This is a genomic window from Pseudoalteromonas sp. P1-25 (genome assembly GCF_001401805.1).
Classification (GTDB): Bacteria; Pseudomonadota; Gammaproteobacteria; order Enterobacterales; family Alteromonadaceae; genus Pseudoalteromonas.
The window spans coordinates 86,252-102,340 of the sequence record NZ_LKDW01000001.1 but is presented as its reverse complement, the minus strand read 5'-3'; the positions used below and the strand labels follow the sequence as shown (position 1 = coordinate 102,340).

At 41.6% G+C, this 16,089-nt stretch carries 19 protein-coding genes; 6 read left to right on the top strand and 13 right to left on the bottom strand.

From position 1 onward, the window contains the following. Nucleotides 1-13: 13 nt before the first annotated feature. Entirely contained in the window at nucleotides 14-298 is a 285-nt protein-coding gene (locus AN393_RS00480) for a hypothetical protein (RefSeq protein WP_055017033.1), read from the bottom strand. A gap of 65 nt (nucleotides 299-363) precedes the next feature. Further along, nucleotides 364-1,137, bottom strand: a complete 774-nt coding sequence (locus AN393_RS00475; RefSeq protein ID WP_055017032.1) for an SDR family NAD(P)-dependent oxidoreductase — start codon at nucleotides 1,135-1,137, stop codon at nucleotides 364-366. A gap of 169 nt (nucleotides 1,138-1,306) precedes the next feature. On the opposite strand from AN393_RS00475, the gene gcvA reads away from it, so the two are divergent. The 3 genes from gcvA (at nucleotide 1,307) to AN393_RS00460 (ending at nucleotide 4,182) form a co-directional block, all read left to right on the top strand. After that, on the top strand, nucleotides 1,307-2,236 hold the full coding sequence (gene gcvA / locus AN393_RS00470; RefSeq protein WP_055013537.1) for a transcriptional regulator GcvA: 930 nt from the start codon (nucleotides 1,307-1,309) through the stop codon (nucleotides 2,234-2,236). Between the two features lie 155 nt (nucleotides 2,237-2,391). Next, complete coding sequence (locus AN393_RS00465) at nucleotides 2,392-2,913, top strand: carboxymuconolactone decarboxylase family protein (RefSeq protein WP_055013536.1); 522 nt, start codon at nucleotides 2,392-2,394, stop codon at nucleotides 2,911-2,913. Nucleotides 2,914-2,970: 57 nt separating this feature from the next. Next, the gene (locus AN393_RS00460; protein ID WP_055017031.1) at nucleotides 2,971-4,182 is read left to right on the top strand and encodes an MFS transporter; all 1,212 of its coding nucleotides are present in this window, start codon (nucleotides 2,971-2,973) and stop codon (nucleotides 4,180-4,182) included. Between the two features lie 76 nt (nucleotides 4,183-4,258). Here AN393_RS00460 and AN393_RS00455 read toward each other — a convergent pair whose 3' ends face one another. From AN393_RS00455 to AN393_RS00435, 5 genes are read right to left on the bottom strand one after another with little or no spacing between them, the layout of a single operon-like run. Continuing rightward, nucleotides 4,259-4,564, bottom strand: coding sequence for a S24 family peptidase (locus AN393_RS00455; protein WP_268795547.1), 306 nt, complete (start codon nucleotides 4,562-4,564; stop codon nucleotides 4,259-4,261). Nucleotides 4,565-4,574: 10 nt separating this feature from the next. Then, nucleotides 4,575-5,075, bottom strand: coding sequence for a superoxide dismutase, Ni (gene sodN / locus AN393_RS00450; RefSeq protein WP_055013533.1), 501 nt, complete (start codon nucleotides 5,073-5,075; stop codon nucleotides 4,575-4,577). Between the two features lie 11 nt (nucleotides 5,076-5,086). Beyond that, the gene (locus tag AN393_RS00445) at nucleotides 5,087-5,269 is read right to left on the bottom strand and encodes a hypothetical protein (protein ID WP_055013532.1); all 183 of its coding nucleotides are present in this window, start codon (nucleotides 5,267-5,269) and stop codon (nucleotides 5,087-5,089) included. 13 nt (nucleotides 5,270-5,282) lie between these two features. Continuing rightward, a complete protein-coding gene (locus AN393_RS00440) occupies nucleotides 5,283-5,690 on the bottom strand; it encodes a hypothetical protein (protein WP_055017030.1) in 408 nt (135 codons plus the stop codon). 3 nt (nucleotides 5,691-5,693) lie between these two features. Continuing rightward, on the bottom strand, nucleotides 5,694-6,113 hold the full coding sequence (locus AN393_RS00435) for a hypothetical protein (protein WP_055017029.1): 420 nt from the start codon (nucleotides 6,111-6,113) through the stop codon (nucleotides 5,694-5,696). A 176-nt stretch (nucleotides 6,114-6,289) separates the two neighbouring features. On the opposite strand from AN393_RS00435, the gene AN393_RS00430 reads away from it, so the two are divergent. Then, nucleotides 6,290-7,222: a ChaN family lipoprotein gene (locus AN393_RS00430; RefSeq protein ID WP_055017028.1), complete on the top strand. Its 933-nt coding sequence runs from the start codon at nucleotides 6,290-6,292 to the stop codon at nucleotides 7,220-7,222. Between the two features lie 61 nt (nucleotides 7,223-7,283). Here the strand turns inward: AN393_RS00430 and AN393_RS00425 are convergent, their stop codons facing one another. The 4 genes from AN393_RS00425 to AN393_RS00410 are packed head-to-tail and all read right to left on the bottom strand — an operon-like array spanning nucleotide 7,284 to nucleotide 10,643. After that, the gene (locus tag AN393_RS00425) at nucleotides 7,284-8,003 is read right to left on the bottom strand and encodes a HugZ family protein (protein WP_055017027.1); all 720 of its coding nucleotides are present in this window, start codon (nucleotides 8,001-8,003) and stop codon (nucleotides 7,284-7,286) included. Beyond that, nucleotides 8,000-8,788 (bottom strand): heme ABC transporter ATP-binding protein, encoded by a 789-nt coding sequence (locus tag AN393_RS00420; protein WP_055013527.1) that lies wholly within the window; start codon nucleotides 8,786-8,788, stop codon nucleotides 8,000-8,002. The genes AN393_RS00425 and AN393_RS00420 overlap by 4 nt, the downstream gene beginning before the upstream one ends. Further along, complete coding sequence (locus AN393_RS00415) at nucleotides 8,785-9,837, bottom strand: iron ABC transporter permease (protein WP_055013526.1); 1,053 nt, start codon at nucleotides 9,835-9,837, stop codon at nucleotides 8,785-8,787. Before AN393_RS00415 ends, AN393_RS00420 begins: the two co-directional genes overlap by 4 nt. Further along, nucleotides 9,834-10,643 carry a hemin ABC transporter substrate-binding protein gene (locus AN393_RS00410; protein ID WP_055017026.1) on the bottom strand — a complete coding sequence of 270 codons (810 nt, stop codon included), beginning with the start codon at nucleotides 10,641-10,643 and terminating at the stop codon, nucleotides 9,834-9,836. Before AN393_RS00410 ends, AN393_RS00415 begins: the two co-directional genes overlap by 4 nt. 140 nt (nucleotides 10,644-10,783) lie before the next feature. Between AN393_RS00410 and AN393_RS00405 the strand changes: the two genes are divergently transcribed. Further along, on the top strand, nucleotides 10,784-12,865 hold the full coding sequence (locus AN393_RS00405) for a TonB-dependent hemoglobin/transferrin/lactoferrin family receptor (RefSeq protein WP_055017025.1): 2,082 nt from the start codon (nucleotides 10,784-10,786) through the stop codon (nucleotides 12,863-12,865). Nucleotides 12,866-13,275: 410 nt separating this feature from the next. Here AN393_RS00405 and AN393_RS00400 read toward each other — a convergent pair whose 3' ends face one another. Further along, a complete protein-coding gene (locus tag AN393_RS00400; RefSeq protein ID WP_055013523.1) occupies nucleotides 13,276-14,250 on the bottom strand; it encodes a transposase in 975 nt (324 codons plus the stop codon). A gap of 134 nt (nucleotides 14,251-14,384) precedes the next feature. Next, nucleotides 14,385-15,065, bottom strand: a complete 681-nt coding sequence (locus AN393_RS00395; RefSeq protein WP_055013522.1) for a hypothetical protein — start codon at nucleotides 15,063-15,065, stop codon at nucleotides 14,385-14,387. 107 nt (nucleotides 15,066-15,172) lie between these two features. On the opposite strand from AN393_RS00395, the gene AN393_RS00390 reads away from it, so the two are divergent. Continuing rightward, the gene (locus AN393_RS00390) at nucleotides 15,173-16,048 is read left to right on the top strand and encodes a LysR family transcriptional regulator (protein ID WP_055013521.1); all 876 of its coding nucleotides are present in this window, start codon (nucleotides 15,173-15,175) and stop codon (nucleotides 16,046-16,048) included. The last annotated feature ends 41 nt before the right edge of the window (nucleotides 16,049-16,089 follow it).

Here is a 16,089-nt window from a genome sequence, read left to right as displayed (position 1 = left end):
CTATCTTAAGTTTTTACTCAGCTACGCAGTAAATGCGTACTTCTGGGTCATTAGTAAGTAGTGGCGCGAGCGCGGTAACTACATCGGCATTAAATAAATCGCTTTCTAAATACTCATGAGCGTGCTCAATAGTTTCAAAGCCGTGAAGCACTTGTACATCTTCATCACGCGCTAATAGCTCTTTTGAAACTGCGCCTCTTACAGTGTCTAAAAATGGGGCTTTGTAGGTGTTAAAAACCTCTGTTGCTGCTTTTCTATTACCGTGGTCAACACTTAGTGTAATTTGTAAATAAACCATATTTGCTCTCCAGTGATTAAATTTAGCTATGGGCTGCTTTAGCCCATTAGCGCTTACAATATTTATTAGTTACGACCTGCCATTACGCCGCCGTCAACATCCCATACGGCACCTGTGACCCAAGCGGCTTTGTCGCTGAGTAAAAACGCAATGGTGTTGGCGACATCTTCGCTTGTACCTACACGGCCAATTGGATGAAAGCTGTTAAAGCCTTGTAGGGCATCGTTTACTTCTGCTTTAGGAATAAAACCTTCGTAAATTGGCGTTTGTACAACCGCTGGCGATACTGCATTAACGCGAATATTGTGCGCTGCTAATTCCATTGCTAGATGTTGCGTTAGCGCATGTAAACCTGCTTTAGCCATTGAATACGCCGACGAGGGTGTAGCGGCAATAGCTTGCTTACCCCACATAGAACCCACATTAACAATGGCGCCTGCGCGTTTTGCTGCCACTAAATTAGCGGCTACTTTTTGTGTAATAAAAAACAACGCGCGGTTAATTTGCATGTATTGATCGTAATCAGCCGCTTCGTGCTCTAAAAATGGTTTAGGGAAAAACACACCGGCAGCATTTACCAGTAAATCGACGTCTGTGTGGTCTTGTGAAAGTGTATTAATTAAGTTTTGCACGCCTTCATCGCTGGTTAAATCAGCGGTTAACACCTCAACAGTGCCTAAAGCTGATAGCTGCTCTTTTGCTGCTTGGGCTTTTTCTTTACGGTGGCCAACAATGACAGCTTGGCCGCCTTGCTCTAAAATTAATCGAGCCGTGTCAAAACCCATGCCGCTAGTACCACCAATAACGAGTAACTTTTTACCTAAAAATTGCTTAGTCATGATTATTTCTCCAAGCGCTAATATGCGCTGTATTTGTTATATAAATAAAAAGTATTGAGTTGCCTAATAGCAAGTAACTTGCTGTTTGGCTTGGGAGGTATTTTTTACTTATTTACTTGCTTTAACAAACGAGATAATCTGAATCATCAATAAAGAAAAAGTTTATCGTATGAAATCACCTATACATCTCAATGCATTAAAAGCGTTTGAAGCAAGCGCAAGGCACCAAAGTTTTTCAGCGGCAGCTGATGAGCTAAACGTAACCCCAGCAGCCGTTGGGCAGCTGGTAAAAACATTAGAAGAGTGGCTCGACACACCGCTGTTTCATAGAATGAGCTCTGGTAAAACACGGCTAATAACCACCGAAACCGCGCAAAGTGCCCTGCCATTAATACGCGAAGGGTTTGATAAACTTGCTCAAGGGCTAGACATTTTAAAAGACAACGCCATAAGCGGTGCATTAACGGTTGCAGTAAGCCCTGCATTTGCCGCTAAATGGTTATTACCTAGGTTGCATTTTTTTCAAGAAATATGTTCGCAAACCAGTGTAAATTTAAATACTAATTTAAAGCCGGTCGATTTTACTGAGCAACGTATAGATATAGGCATACGCTTTGGTGTAGGCACTTGGCAGGGCTTAAGCGCAGAAAAACTAATGGATGAAGAGGTATACCCGGTATGCTCTCCTAAGTTTTTAGAAGACTCAAACCGCTTAAATACCATAGATAAACTATTGAACGAAACCCTAATACACGATCAGTCAATGGATGACCATACGGGTTTTCCGTCTTGGTCGGCGTGGTTAAAAAAAGCCGGAGTAACAGGCCCTTTAACCACTAAAAGTATTCAAATAAATAACTCAGCGGCTGTATTGCAGTCAGCTATTGACGGTCACGGCGTGGCGTTAGCACGCAGTGTAATGGCTAAAGATGACCTAGCCTCTGGGCGATTGGTCAGGTTATTCCCTCATATTTATTTTGAATCGCCTTTGGCGTATTACGTTATTTATCGCCCCGAATGTGCTGAGCTGCCAAGAATACAGGCATTTAAAGAATGGCTATTTAAAGAGGTAGAAAACCCGCGGGCTAAAAGAAATTAAAGCTCAGGAGTACTTTTATAACTCATAACAGTAAAGAAAATGTTTACCATATTAAAAGATAATCTCTGTGGTTAACCACGTTCATTCCCCGTAAGATTTCGCTCCAAGTTAGCCACTTAAATGACTAAAGTGGCGTTTAATTAGGAGTAAATATTATGTCACAAGTAAGAGTATCGCCATGGCAAGATGGCGAGCAAGCCCCAGCCGAACTACTCGCCGAAATGCAAGGTCGTCGTCCAAACGGTGAATTAATAGGTATAGATAGAGTACTACTAAAAAGCTTTCCTTTAGCTAAAGGCTGGAATGAGTTGCTAGGGCGCGTTAGAGCAAACTTTGGTTTATCGCTTGAGTACCGCGAACTTATTATGCTGCGTGTGGCGGTATTAAACAAAGCCGATTTTGAATGGAATGTGCACTACCCAGCATACATACAAGCTGGCGGTAGCGATGAAAAAGCAACTGCACTTAAAAGTGTGGTAGTAAATGCTGAGTTATTCTCTGAGCAGGAGCTGGCTTTGCTTGAACTTACTGAGCAGTCAACCACTAAAGTAAATGTTGATAGCGACGTTATTGAACGATTAAAAGCACTATTTGGCGAAACGCAAACTGTAGAAGCGGTAGCAACTGTGGCTGCTTATAACATGGTATCGCGCTTTTTAGTGGCGTTAGACATTTAAATACCTCAACTACAACTCTCTTTTTAGCCCCTTACATACTTTTAGGAAAGTGAAATCATGCAAAAATTAAACGCTATAGACTCAGATAGGCTTGAGCCGAGCGACCCTCAAGTTCAAACAGCTAACTTATGGCGTTTAATGTTAGCCCAGGCACTTTCTGGGGCTAATAGCGTTGTGCTATATGCAACAGGTGCGGTAGTGGGCAGTTTGCTTGCTCCTACTGCACTTTTAGCCACTTTACCTGTTTCTATTTTTGTTTTGGGCATGGCGTTGTGTGTTTTACCCGCCGGTGAATTAGCACGAAAATATGGCCGCCGTGCAGCCTTTATGGCCGGAACTGGCGCGGGAGTTTTAACCGGACTATTAGCGGCTATTGCGTTGTATATAGACAGTTTTTGGCTGTACTGTTTATCTGCGCTATTGGGCGGCGCTTATGCGGCAGTGGCCTTATCATTTCGGTTTGCTGCAACCGATGGCGTGCCCGAAAATAAACGCCCGCAAGCGCTTTCTATGGTAATGGCAGGTGGCGTAGCTGCAGGTGTTATTGGCTCTCAGTTAGTTACGCATACCATGCACCTATGGTCAGACAAAATGTTTGCTGCCACATTTATAGCGCAAGCCATTGTCGCGGCTCTCGCTGGTGTTATTTTGTTTGGCGTTAAATTGGCTAAGCCTTTAGCAAATCAAGCATATTCAGGAAGGTCATTGAGCACAATAGCTTTGCAACCACGATTTATAAGCGCGGTTATTTGTGGTGCAGCATCGTATATGGTGATGAACTTTTTGATGACATCGGCCCCTTTGGCAATGCATATGCACGGACATAGCCAAGAGTCAGCAAACTTAGGAATGCAGTGGCATGTTATTGCTATGTATGCACCTAGCTTTTTTACCGGTAAGCTCATTGCACGTTTTGGGGCTGCTCGTATTTCTGTTTTTGGTATTAGTTTAACTGCAATTTCAGCAGCTATAGGCTTTTTAGGTGAAGGTGTATATCACTTTTACGCGCTGTTAATTTTGTTAGGTATAGGTTGGAACTTTGGCTTTTTAGGGGCATCAGCATTAGTGCTCGAAACGCACAAGCCAGAAGAAAAAAACCGTGCTCAATCGTTTAGTGATTTTATTGTGTTTGGCTTAATGGCGGTGGGCTCTTTTTCATCGGGTGGGTTATTAAGTGCCTACGGTTGGCACACCGTTTTATGGGCATCGTTTGTGCCTTTATTACTGGCCGTTATTGTTTTGATATTTACCAAAAAATACCAAGCCTAAACACACTAACCGCCCTACAAGCCGCTTATATGAGCAAGCTAAAGTTTATTAAGCTGCTGGCAAAGTAGCCTTACTTTTAATTTTTGTAGCGAGGCTGTTTTATATGAAATATAACGCGGCCTAAAATATTCCCTTGCTTGATTAAACCAAGCTCTTTTGTACTTGTGCTACTGGCATGGTCGCCGCTTAATAAGTAGGTATTATGCAGTCCTATATGGCAAATACGTTTGATGATGCGGCCATACTTTGGGTGCTCTACCAGTACTACATCACCTAGTTGGTAGTTTATATTTGGCCAGCACATACTTAGTACATAATCTAAATCAAAAAAAGTAGGAGACATACTCTGCCCCCTTACTTTGCTTATGTTGCACTTTAACACAACGTGAGAGCTAGGCGCTTTTTAGGTCTGGGTAGACCACGTGCTCGCTTGGCGGGTATGGGCTTTTTGCTTGATAGGTTGCAATGCCTTTGGTTTGCCAAAACGAGTCTGCAAATTGATTTACTAGTGCGAGTAATTGCTCAGCATGTTCGCGATCTATATGTTGTTTACACTTTGATGCAGTGAGCATAATTGAATGCACTAATGCATGCGTATCAGGAAACTGATCAAACTGAGGCTGTTTAAAGTAGTCGCCCCAAATTACGCGTACTTCTTCTTTTACTTTAGAAGCATGAATTTCTTTTTCGCGCACTAACCGCGCAAGTTGTGCAGTATTTGCTACTGATAGCGGTTGTTCTAATTCGTTAATAATGTCTATAAATCTAATTACGCTTAATGCTGCAATTTGTGCCGTGCTTGGGTCGTATATTTTGCAAGGAATATCGCAATGTGCTGCTGCACTTTTAAATTTTAAAAGTTTATCTAGGCTGTTAATAAATGAGTAAAGCATACTGCGTTTCCTTATGATTTATTGCGCTTGGCACGTTTGTAAAACGAAAACGAAAAAGCGGCTACTACGGCTATAATGGCGCCATAAAATAGTAAGTGTAAGTACGCAGCAGACCAATGCGCGTGGTCGTGACCTTCGTGGGCAAAAAGCGGTAAGCTCACCATGGCTATAAAAATAACGAGTAAATTTTTCAATTGTTTATCTCCTTTAATTAAGACTCTGTGTTGCAAACGAGATGGGTGTAAATGAATGCGTTTTAACAAACACCATAAGCTCACTGCGGTTTTTACTTAGCCCCCACAATAAAGCCGATAAGTCGTTGTGCTTATGGCTATTGCTAAGCTGTTTTTCTAGGCGGTGTTGGGCTTGTTTTAATAAACTGTAGGCTGAGCCACATTGCGTTTGCTGCGCGAGTAACGTTGCTAAATTATGATGAGCGACCAACATGGCACATACAGCGGCTTTATCTGTTGGGTGTGCGCTTAACAAGTTATTAGATAACGACAAAGCAACTTGGTAGTGGCTTTTAGCACTTTTAATATTGCCATTGTTAAAGCATTCGTTACCTACTTTTGTATAGCTTTGCCATTGCTGGTACTCGCTTAAATTGTGCATATATTAGTGCTCTGTAAGGTGTTGTGGGTGTTGTAATGCGAGCTTTTTAAGTTGCGCAATACATGCAAAAACAAAATCACTGAGTTTGTCGTCACAATAAAAAAGGTCGTATAGCAGGCTAATTGATTGTGCTAGGGCGTTATGGGCAGCGTGTTTTTCGCCTAAAAAATACAGCGTGGCATACAGGCGCTCTGTAAGTGAGGTTATTTGGATAAGCTGCGTTTTATCGGCGTAATTATGCATTTGCGTTAGTAACGTAACGCTTTCTAGCGCACTACCTAAATGCGGTAATGCCTGTGCAAACTGGGTTTGTTTAAATAATGCCTCACCACTTAATTGTGCGGTTTCAATATCTATAAGTGCTTGCTCAGGTTGGCATAAAACATGTTGTTTATGCCTAGCGCACAGAAATGGCAAAGCCATAATATGTTCCTCATTTATTTACTTGCTAAAACTGTAAAGTAGAAATACAAATAGATCAAATGATAATTGTTTTTATTTGTATTTATTTGGGTTTATGTTTTATTGGGGTGGTATAAAGCGCATTATAAATATATGATATTGATAATTATTTGTATTAATGGGTGTGTGAAGTGCGTATGAAAAAGTCTATGTTAGCTCTGGCGTTAGTGACTGGTTTGGGCGGTTGTAGTACAACCACTTTGCCGCCTGATAACAGCTCATCATTATATTTTTCAGCACTTTACAATTCACAAGCAAAACCTGTTAGCTCTGTATTATTAGAGCCAACACTTTTAAATGCCGATGTGATTTTAGTAGGTGAATGGCATACGCACCCGGGCGTGCATTTATTTCAGGCTGCGTTATTTGAGCAATTAAGCAAAAGTAATAAACGCACAGCCCTGTCGCTTGAGCAATTTAGCCGTGCTGATCAGCCTATTTTAAATCAGTACGTTAAGGGTGAAATTGGCGAGCAATATTTAATTGATAACACGCAAGCGTGGCCCAATTACAAAAGCGATTATCGGCCACTTATAGAGCTGGCTAAAGCGAACAATAGCGATGTAATAGCAGCAAATGCACCTAAAAACATTGTTACCTGTATTGGCAGGCAAGGCATAAGTTACCTAAATAAACTTGATGAAACACAGCAAAGTTATATTGCCAGCACTATTGATACCTCCCCCAGTGATTATAAACAACGCTTTATGGCATCAATGCACCACGGCACGGCGAGTCAAAACGAAAACTATTATGCTGCGCAAGTTACCTGGGATGAAACCATGGCTGAGTCTATTGTTAACTATTTGAATAATCATAACGGTGCGCGGGTAATGCATATAGCGGGCGATTTTCATGTGAAAAATGGTGAAGGTATAGCGCGTGTTATTAAGCGGTTAGCACCATCGCTCAATGTTGTTTGGATATCGCCGGTAACAAGTGTGCAAGCTAATCAAACAGGGTATCAGTTGCAGGTTAACGCTTTGCCACCTCGTTATGTGCAAAAACAGCATCAACAAGCGGCTTTTAAAGCGTTAGCTAAACGCGGCGAGCAAACAGTTTGCTTATAAAATAACGACATAGTTAGTGAATCTTTTAGCTAGGGCTCAGGTTAACTATGTCGTCATATATTTAGTTATTGCGGGCTTGGTTAGTTAACTCAACCAACGCTTTACGAACCTCTAACGGGCTGTTGCACAAGGCTTTAAAGTTAATAAAGTAGTTACGCTTTTGGCTTTGTATATAAAAGCCTGTGGGTAATAGGCCGCTCATTATTGGGGTGTTATCAGCAACGCTGTGGTGCTGCATTAATATGAGCGACATAGCATCTTGATGATCGTCGTTCATGTGGTTAATCATGCTTTGCTGCTGGCTTTCGTCCCAGGCTTTTGCCTCGCCCTGCCACTCGGTTTGTTCAAGCCAAAATATTTTGCCAAATCCGCCAATGTAACGCACTCGTACTACGTCTAATTGCCATAATTGAAAGTCGTGCGCGTTGCGATAGCTAGCGGCTTCGGGGTATAGGGCAATATAGTTATTAAGTAAAGTGTGTGCTTGCTCACTTGGCACAATAGAGCCATCGCCTACAAGCGTTACTCGCCCGTGCTCGTTTTGATCGCCACTGTCGGCGGCATCAAAAATAGTTAGGCTCATACGAGAGTCGTGTTTTAGGTTTTTAGTGTGCTGGGCTATATCGCTAATAAAAAAGTAAACCCGGCCTTGCTCGTCGCACATATAGGGAGTTACTGAGCCAAACGGGTAGCCGCGTAAATTATTAGAAATAGTCGACATAACACCGGCATTGGTTTTGTAAACCAAGGTGCGTGCATCGTTTAATGCTTGCTCTCTCATAAAAACTCCTGACGTTGAGAAAAAACCATGGGTGCATCGTTATAAGGATGAGGATTTACGTGCAGTTTCATGGCGTACATTTGTTGTAAGTTTTGTTCAGTTAGTACAGTGTTTATAGGCCCGCTTTGCAGCACTTTTTTGTTGTGCAGTAAAATAGCGTCGGTTGCATACAGGCTGGCCAAATTTAGATCGTGTATTGCTATAATAGCGCTGTTACCTTGCTCTACAAATGCTTTAACGCAGCTGAGCAAAGCATGCTGATGGCGCATATCAAGTGCGGATGTAGGCTCGTCGAGCAGCATGAGTTTTGGCTCGGCCGATTGTGTGAAGGCGTTTAGTTGCGCTAAAGTGCGCGCCATATGCACACGTTGTTGCTCGCCGCCCGAAAGCGCACTTACGCGGCGAGTTAAGTAATTACTTAAATCCATAATAGCGGCGTACTTATGTACTTTTTCGCTTTGCATTTTTAATGACTCTACATACGGGTAGCGGCCCATAGCAATAAGCTCAAATACGGTAAAATCAAACCCTACATGGTTAGCTTGCATCATTACTGCGCGCTGTGTAGCTAGGCTTTTTTTAGCGTGAGTGGCCAGCGGCTTATTATTAAAAAGTACACTACCTGTAAAGGCATGCATACCCGCTAAGGTATGTAGCAAAGTAGACTTACCCGCGCCATTTTCACCAAGTAATGCGACAAGTTGGCCTTGTTCAGCACTGCCATTAATGGTGTTTAAAACGCTATGGTTGCCAAAGCCAACGCTTAGATTACTAAACGCGATCATGACCAACCTCGCTTATTTTTAACGATTAAATAAATAAACAATGGCGCACCTAAAAGCGCAGTAATAATGCCAATAGGTAGCTCTGCAGGCATAACGACTAAGCGTGCTAACCAGTCTGAAAGTAGCAATACTACTATGCCAATTAACATACAAAGCGGCAGCATATTACGTAAATGCGGCCCCACCATTAGGCGGGCAATATGCGGGACGACTAAACCAACAAACCCTATTAAGCCGGTAAGCGCCACGACTGCACCAACACCTAATGCAACAAGTATAATGACATATAATTTAAGTTTATTGGTGTCTACTCCTAGGTACTGAGCTTGGGATTCGCCAATTAGGAGTAAGTTCATGGGCTCTTTTAAGCGCCACAGGCCAATAAGACTAATAAGCAGCAAAGGCGCAGCTTGAATAATAGTGCCCCAGCTTGCTCCGCCTAACGAGCCCATGGTCCAGTAATTTATTAATCGTAGTGCGCTGTCGTCAGCAAAAAAGCTCAATAGCCCAATAACCGCAAAGGCTAATGCGTTAATAGCCACTCCCACTAATATAAGTGTGGTGATATTAATTTGCCCTTGTTGCTTGGCAATAAAATATACCAGCGAGGTTACCCCAAGCGCCCCCAAAAACGAGGCATAAGGTAAATACAACTGCGCGTTAAAACTAAACTGCGCGCTAAGTGCAATAAATGCTACTGCAACCATGGCCGCACCCGCACTAATGCCAATAATAGATGGGTCGGCCAATGGGTTGCGGCACAGTGCTTGCGTTGACGCGCCTGTTTGGGCAAGCACCAACCCGACAAGCACAGCAAGCATAAAGCGTGGCAAACGTATTTGCATAACCACATTAATTTGTAGCGCATCAAACTGGTTAAAGTACTCGGGTGCCAGCCACGCAATGGCTAAACGCCAATCCCATCCGGCAGGCCCGTACCCTATGCTTAGTAGCGCCAAAGCAAAAATACAAACAGATGAAAATAGCATCCATTTATGGGTTGGACTAAGAGTTACAGGCCTAAAGTGGCTCAATGTTAGGGTGTTCATAAGTTAGCTTTATACTCGCTGAGCGCATTAATTGCTGTGGCAATGCGCGGCGACATGCCAAGCGAAAGCAGGCTATTCATTACAAGTAAATTACAGCTTTGCGCCGCTTTTAATAAACGTAGAGTAGGTTGCTCACAAAAGGCCTGCTTACCGCCAAGGCTGTGTACAACGTGGGCTGGGGCGACTAAAAAATCGGGCTGATTTACAGCCAGTATCTCAGTGTTAATTGCTTTAAAGCCTGAATGCGTAGCGCCTATATTAGTAATGCCTGCGTAGCTAAATAATAAATTAGGCACGGTTTCTTGCCCGGCGGCAACAAGCCCGCGCTCATTAGCTGAGAGTAAAAATAGCGCACTGTGCGTTTGCTGTTTTGCCTTTTTGGGCAGCGATTTTTTAATTTGAGTAATAAGTGACTGTGCTTTTTTCTGGGCGTTTAAATCGTCACCCAAGCGTTTAATTAGCGCAAGTAGCTCGTTAACAGAAGTAGGCTTTTTATAATGAATGAGCTTAACCCCTGTTGCCTCAATTTGCTTAAGTGCTTGGCTTCGCCCTGCCCCTTCAAGCGCAAATAAGGTGGTTGGGCGCATAGAAAGTACGCCTTCTGCTGCTAAATCGCGATAATAACCCACCTGCGGTAACTGCGTAGCTTGTTGCGGGTACATGCTAGATTGATCAACCGCTACAAGGTCATTTTGTTGGCCTAGCGCATAAATTATTTCAGTTAGGGTGCCGCCCGCGCTAATAACGCGTTCTTGCGCAAGTGCAGGTTGGGCCATTAAAGCAAACACTATAAATAGGTATTTCATTACATACTCCGGTTTTTATTTTTCGGCTATTATAATCAATTAAACCTAAATGAAAATGATTATCATAATTAATTGATCTCAATTTGACTTAGTTGTAACATCTCCGCCATAAATAATAACTATTATCATTTGGAGTTGAAATGAATCCCTCTGCATTTAAATTTACTGCTATAGCAACCTTATTACTTGGCTCGGGTGCTGCATTTGCCGAAAACATAATTGACGACCATATTGTTGTAAGTGGCTCGCGCTATGAACAAAAGCTTAAAGATGTAACAGGCTCAGTAACGGTTATTACCGAACAAGACATAGAGCACCAGCTAGCAGTAGATTTACAAACCATGTTTAAATACGATCCTAGCATTGCAACCACAGGCAGTGGCGCAGGCGCGCAAACACTTACCGTGCGTGGTGTTGGTGGTAACCGTGTTGTATTTATAAAAGATGGCCGACGCACTAACGATGGCTACGCAGGTGGAGGGGGTTATTTAGTTGGCCGCAATTACTTTGATGTTGCAGGCGTAAAACAAGTAGAAGTAGCCAAAGGTGCAGCATCGTCTTTGTATGGCTCTGATGCACTGGGTGGCATTGTGGTTATAACCACCAAAGATCCAAGCGATTATTTAAAAGATAACAGCAGCTTTGTAAAAATGGCACTTGGGTATCAAGGTCAAAGCAACCAAGTTGCCGCCGATATTACCGCTGCAAAAGATTTAGGCGACTTTGCTGTAAGCGCCGTTTATAGCCACCGCGACAGCGAAGAAGTACAAAACTATGATGAAAACTTACCTGGCTACGATGCGAAATCGGACGCTTTATTAGTTAAATTTGAGCAACAGCTTGATGAAAAACGCACAGTTAAATACACCCTTGATTACTTTAACCAAACAACTGAGCAAGTAATTACTCCCGCCGTTCAAGAAACCGAAGAAGACGACACTAATTGGTCACTAGCGCTAGATTACTACTCAGAGGTAGCAACAGCGGCGTTTGATAAATGGCACGGGCAAGTGTCTTACAGTAGTTACGAGCAACAAAGCGACCAAATTAGCGGTGCAAGCACCTACACCGATTATAACGACTATCGTTTTGAGCAAAATATTTTAGGTTTAAAAGCGGTATTTAATAAAGGACTTAAAGGAGAAACCACCGATCACGAAGTGGTATATGGGATTGATATAGACTTATACGACACCACCCGCCCACGTTTTAAAACCCGTGTTTTAGCTGATGGCACGGTTGATTTTACAGACCAAAAACAAAAAGCATTCCCGGGGGCTGATACCTCTTTAATAGGAGCCTACGTACAAGATAGTATGTCGTTTAAAAACAGTGCGTGGTCGGTTATTGCAGGTGTGCGATATGATTACTACACCCTAGAGGCTAAAAATGATGAGCTATACGCCGATGCACAGCTTGATGATATTACCGAATCTGCTTTTTCGCCTAAACTAGGTGTTATTTACCAAGTGGATGATAACTTATCGTGGTACGGGCAATACGTACGAGGCTTTAAAATACCGCCACACGACCAAGCCTATCAAAGCCATGGTGTTGAACCGTTTTATCAAATATTACCAAACGCTGATTTAGACCCTGAAAGCAGCGACTCATTTGAACTTGGGTTAAGATACGCCAGCAGCGATATTAGCGTAAATTTAAGTGCTTTTTATGCAGCATACGATGACTTTATTGAAACCGCCGTAGTGGGTGTTGAGCCAACATATATTCCTGGCGTAAACAAAACGCTGTTTCAGTATCAAAACATTAGTGAAACTCAAATAAGCGGTGTGGAAGGAGGAATTGCCATGTATATTGCTGAAAATATACTACTAGAGGCAAACGTGGCCTATGTTGATGGTGAAAATAAAGAAACCGATCAGCCACTTACCAGCATTAGCCCGCTAAACGGCTCGGTATTGTTAAGCACGGAGCTTGGCGATATTAACTGGACCGCTGCGTGGCGTTTAGCTAAATCGCAATCGGATGTGGTGCTTGATACAAACGGCGATAAAACTACCCAAGGACATGGCTACGGCGTTGTTGATTTATACGCAAATTACGAGTGGCAGGCATGGCAGTTAAATGTAGGCGTACTTAACTTGCTTGATAAAGAATATGTCCCTTTTGAGCTAATTGCAGGGCAATCACAAAGTGCTGACTTTAGCCAATACACCCAACCTGGGCGTAATTTTTCAGCCAAAATAAGCTATGAGTTTTAATTAGCGTTTAACGCATTACATGCCAACAAGCGCTGTATGCTGCGTGAAGCTGCAGCGCCTTGTTATTTTTTTTAAATGACACCCATTTTAACTTATCGGTTTTAACTGGAATAATTATAAGGAGACACCCATCTTAACTTTTCAATCGATTGATTGGGTTAACGACCTAAGCTTATAAACTTAATAAGACACCCACCTGAATAACCCATAACTAAATTAGAAGGACACCCATCATAATTTTAAATAAATTGGCTTAATTAATCAGGCAACTTTAAAAACTCATAAGCTAATTGCTTATTTAGAGGCATTTACGGCGGTTATTTTAAAAATGTGTTGTTAGGTATGTGGTTAGCTAAATTAAGAGCATGCTTAAACCTGCTGCTATGCAGTTTTAAACTATTAAGGAGGCTTTAGGCTAGTAGCTTTTTACAATTACTATAATTTACTCGTCGCTTTTTATTTAAGTGTTCGCAATAACTTACATGTGATTGCGGTTTACCTACCGCACCGTGAAATACGCGGGTAAAGTCAGTAGTGAGTTTTAACCAATTCTCTGGCGATATGTTTACTCTTTCTAATAAAGGGAGTTGGGTGCTTTCAATAAACCCTGGTTTATCATCGCGAATGATGCGCCCAGTAAGTTCAACTAATTCAAGGTAATATTTAAGCTCAAACGGTAAACCTTTTGGCATAAATTTACGTGGTTTACCTGCAAACTTTAAAAGTTGTTTGGGCTGCTTTGAATTTTTAGCGCCCTCAATACGTTTTTGCACACTTGTAAAGTTGGAGCTTTCAGGAGTTTTAGCCGCTTTTGCCCTAATTGGATTTAAATCAACGTAAGCCATACAAGCTGCAAGGGCTGCTTCATCAAGAAGAGCTTGTGATTTAAACCGCCCCTCCCAAAACCGGCCAGTGCATTTATCTTCTTTATTAGCTTTTCGGGCAATATGTTCGTTTAAAACGCGCATAAACCAGCTAATGCTAGATAATCTTTCTCTGTATTGAATAACAGTTTGGCTTAAAAAATAGCGCTCAGTACTGCTAAGCTCCTCACCTTGTAAAAATTTTTGCGTTAGTGGTGTGCCTTTACAAAGCTTATGCCAGCGCAGCACTATGGCTTTGTCATTTAACCTATTTGCTTTTTTATCATCCACATAAAGTACAATATGCGTATGATTGCTCATAACTGCGTAAGCGCAAATATCAATACAAAATATTTTAGCGAGGCTAAATAGTTTTTGCTCTACCCAGCCTCTTCGGTGTTCGTAAGATTTGCCTGTTAATGAGTCTTCGCCGCATAAATAAGCATTGCGTACACAGCGCGAAATACAGTGATAGTATTTTGTATCAGCCAAACTTATTTGGCGTTTTCTTGCAATAACCATGTAGCGCCTGTTTGTTTATTAAGCTAAATAAATTTTAGTTGCTAAATGGCTAAAGTACAAAATTAACAGTGGGTGTCATTGTAAATGTAAACTTTTAGCTCTTCATCATCTTAAACTTACTAAATAGTTACACTTTATAAAACTGTAAAGTCTCGGGTTTCTAAATAACTCGGCGCATTTTTAAAACAGGCCTCTAGCTTACTTTTAAGTGCAGTATTTATCGCAGTATGACACTTTAACTCTGCGTTATATTTACCATTTCGCAAAGGTACTAAGCTTATTGAGTCATAGCTTGGCTTGCTTTGTATTTTATGAATTACCAAGCCTTGCGTTGCTGAAACCTTTATTAAATCAAACTCTGTTTTTTTGGGTTTAGTTATAGCGAGTTTTTTCACATATAACGGTTTTTTAAACGTTAACTTTGTTGCAAACAATGCGTTGCCACCGCGCTCAAAATGCCCGTTAAATACAGTTACATTTAAGGTGGGTGTCTTTTTATTTATTAATAAGTTCAAATCAAATTTGGTGGGTAAAATAGTGATCTGACCTTGCTCGTTTGCTGCTTTTTTTAAAACACTTTTGATTGTATTAAAGTGGGTGTCATCTGTAGTTACTTCATACACAATTTGGTAGTCGTGTGGAGGGGCGTATAACGGCATGTGGCTAGCCAGTACTTTATCGCCCGCTAATATAAGCGCCATACCATGAAATCCCACGTAGCTGTGGGCTTTGTGTGTGTTATGCGTGTTTTGTTGAGGTGTATTTGCAAGCGCTGAGCTTGAAAATAAAATAAAAAATAGCAGTATGTATTTCATGTTAATGCTCAAAAATAAATATAGCGCTACTATAAGCTGGTTTTTATGTATAAATAATCGATAATAAGTAGCTAGTTGTTTCTTTTTAATTAATACGGCTTGGCGCTATGCATTTAGATGACATTGAAAAAGTAATACATATGGCGGGTTCGCAAAATCTGCATACAACCGCTAAACATTTTAATATTACCCCAGGAGCGCTGTCTAAAACGCTAAAAAAGGTTGAGGCAAATTTAGCCACAGAGCTGTTTAACCGTGTGGGTAAAACCTTAGTACTTAATGATAAAGGCAAAGAGTTTGTTAAGCACAGTAGCGATTTAGTTCATAATTACCAGCAGCTCACTAGCCGTTTTAAAAGTGATAATCATAAATTTAATGCGGTTATTGCAGGCCCTGCCATGTTACTTAAAAGTGGCCTTAAAAAGCTGCTTACCCCTCTTAGTAACCTGCCCTGCTCGGTGCGTATTAATAATGTATTTGAAGGTGAAGCCATAAGCCAAGTTGCGTCTGGCTCGGCGCATATTGCGCTAGTTACTCGCGAGGCACTAAATAATAGCTCACATAGTAATTTAGTGGCGGTTGATGTATTTTATACTGGGTTTAGTGTGGCTGCGCACACTTCGCATCAGCTAGTTCAAAAAGGGGTATTAACGCTTAGTAAAAACCAATTACTGCAGACGGCTTTTGCATGCCCTTTGTTTTCACCGTTATGCGGCTTAGAGCAAGGTATAGGCTCCGACGGCTGGCAAGATGAAATAGCCCCGCGCAATATTGTTTTTAGATGTAGCGACTACAGTGCGTTAATAGAGGTTGTGCAAAGTGGCTTGGCGTTGGCGTATTTACCAAACTTTGTGATTGATGATTTAGGGCTTACAAAATTAACTGTAAAGGGGGTTAACAGTCACTACAGTGAAAGCATTGTAATGATATACAAACCCTCAAAGGCCGATGGTTGGCTTAATAAACTTATGCATTCTTTATAAAAAAGCGCTTAAAAATATAAAGCGCCTTAACCACTACATTA

What these genes read in the sequence shown, in the direction of transcription:
- gcvA (WP_055013537.1), top strand. Translation starts at nt 1,307, where the DNA reads ATGAAATCACCTATACATCTCAATGCATTAAAAGCGTTTGAAGCAAGC.
- AN393_RS00465 (WP_055013536.1), top strand. Translation starts at nt 2,392, where the DNA reads ATGTCACAAGTAAGAGTATCGCCATGGCAAGATGGCGAGCAAGCCCCA.
- AN393_RS00405 (WP_055017025.1), top strand. Translation starts at nt 10,784, where the DNA reads ATGAATCCCTCTGCATTTAAATTTACTGCTATAGCAACCTTATTACTT.
- AN393_RS00420 (WP_055013527.1), bottom strand. Translation starts at nt 8,788, where the DNA reads ATGATCGCGTTTAGTAATCTAAGCGTTGGCTTTGGCAACCATAGCGTT.
- AN393_RS00435 (WP_055017029.1), bottom strand. Translation starts at nt 6,113, where the DNA reads ATGGCTTTGCCATTTCTGTGCGCTAGGCATAAACAACATGTTTTATGC.
- AN393_RS00425 (WP_055017027.1), bottom strand. Translation starts at nt 8,003, where the DNA reads ATGAGAGAGCAAGCATTAAACGATGCACGCACCTTGGTTTACAAAACC.
- AN393_RS00395 (WP_055013522.1), bottom strand. Translation starts at nt 15,065, where the DNA reads ATGAAATACATACTGCTATTTTTTATTTTATTTTCAAGCTCAGCGCTT.
- AN393_RS00430 (WP_055017028.1), top strand. Translation starts at nt 6,290, where the DNA reads ATGAAAAAGTCTATGTTAGCTCTGGCGTTAGTGACTGGTTTGGGCGGT.
- sodN (WP_055013533.1), bottom strand. Translation starts at nt 5,075, where the DNA reads ATGCTTTACTCATTTATTAACAGCCTAGATAAACTTTTAAAATTTAAA.
- AN393_RS00400 (WP_055013523.1), bottom strand. Translation starts at nt 14,250, where the DNA reads ATGGTTATTGCAAGAAAACGCCAAATAAGTTTGGCTGATACAAAATAC.
- AN393_RS00480 (WP_055017033.1), bottom strand. Translation starts at nt 298, where the DNA reads ATGGTTTATTTACAAATTACACTAAGTGTTGACCACGGTAATAGAAAA.
- AN393_RS00440 (WP_055017030.1), bottom strand. Translation starts at nt 5,690, where the DNA reads ATGCACAATTTAAGCGAGTACCAGCAATGGCAAAGCTATACAAAAGTA.
- AN393_RS00410 (WP_055017026.1), bottom strand. Translation starts at nt 10,643, where the DNA reads ATGAAATACCTATTTATAGTGTTTGCTTTAATGGCCCAACCTGCACTT.
- AN393_RS00475 (WP_055017032.1), bottom strand. Translation starts at nt 1,137, where the DNA reads ATGACTAAGCAATTTTTAGGTAAAAAGTTACTCGTTATTGGTGGTACT.
- AN393_RS00415 (WP_055013526.1), bottom strand. Translation starts at nt 9,837, where the DNA reads ATGAACACCCTAACATTGAGCCACTTTAGGCCTGTAACTCTTAGTCCA.
- AN393_RS00460 (WP_055017031.1), top strand. Translation starts at nt 2,971, where the DNA reads ATGCAAAAATTAAACGCTATAGACTCAGATAGGCTTGAGCCGAGCGAC.
- AN393_RS00390 (WP_055013521.1), top strand. Translation starts at nt 15,173, where the DNA reads ATGCATTTAGATGACATTGAAAAAGTAATACATATGGCGGGTTCGCAA.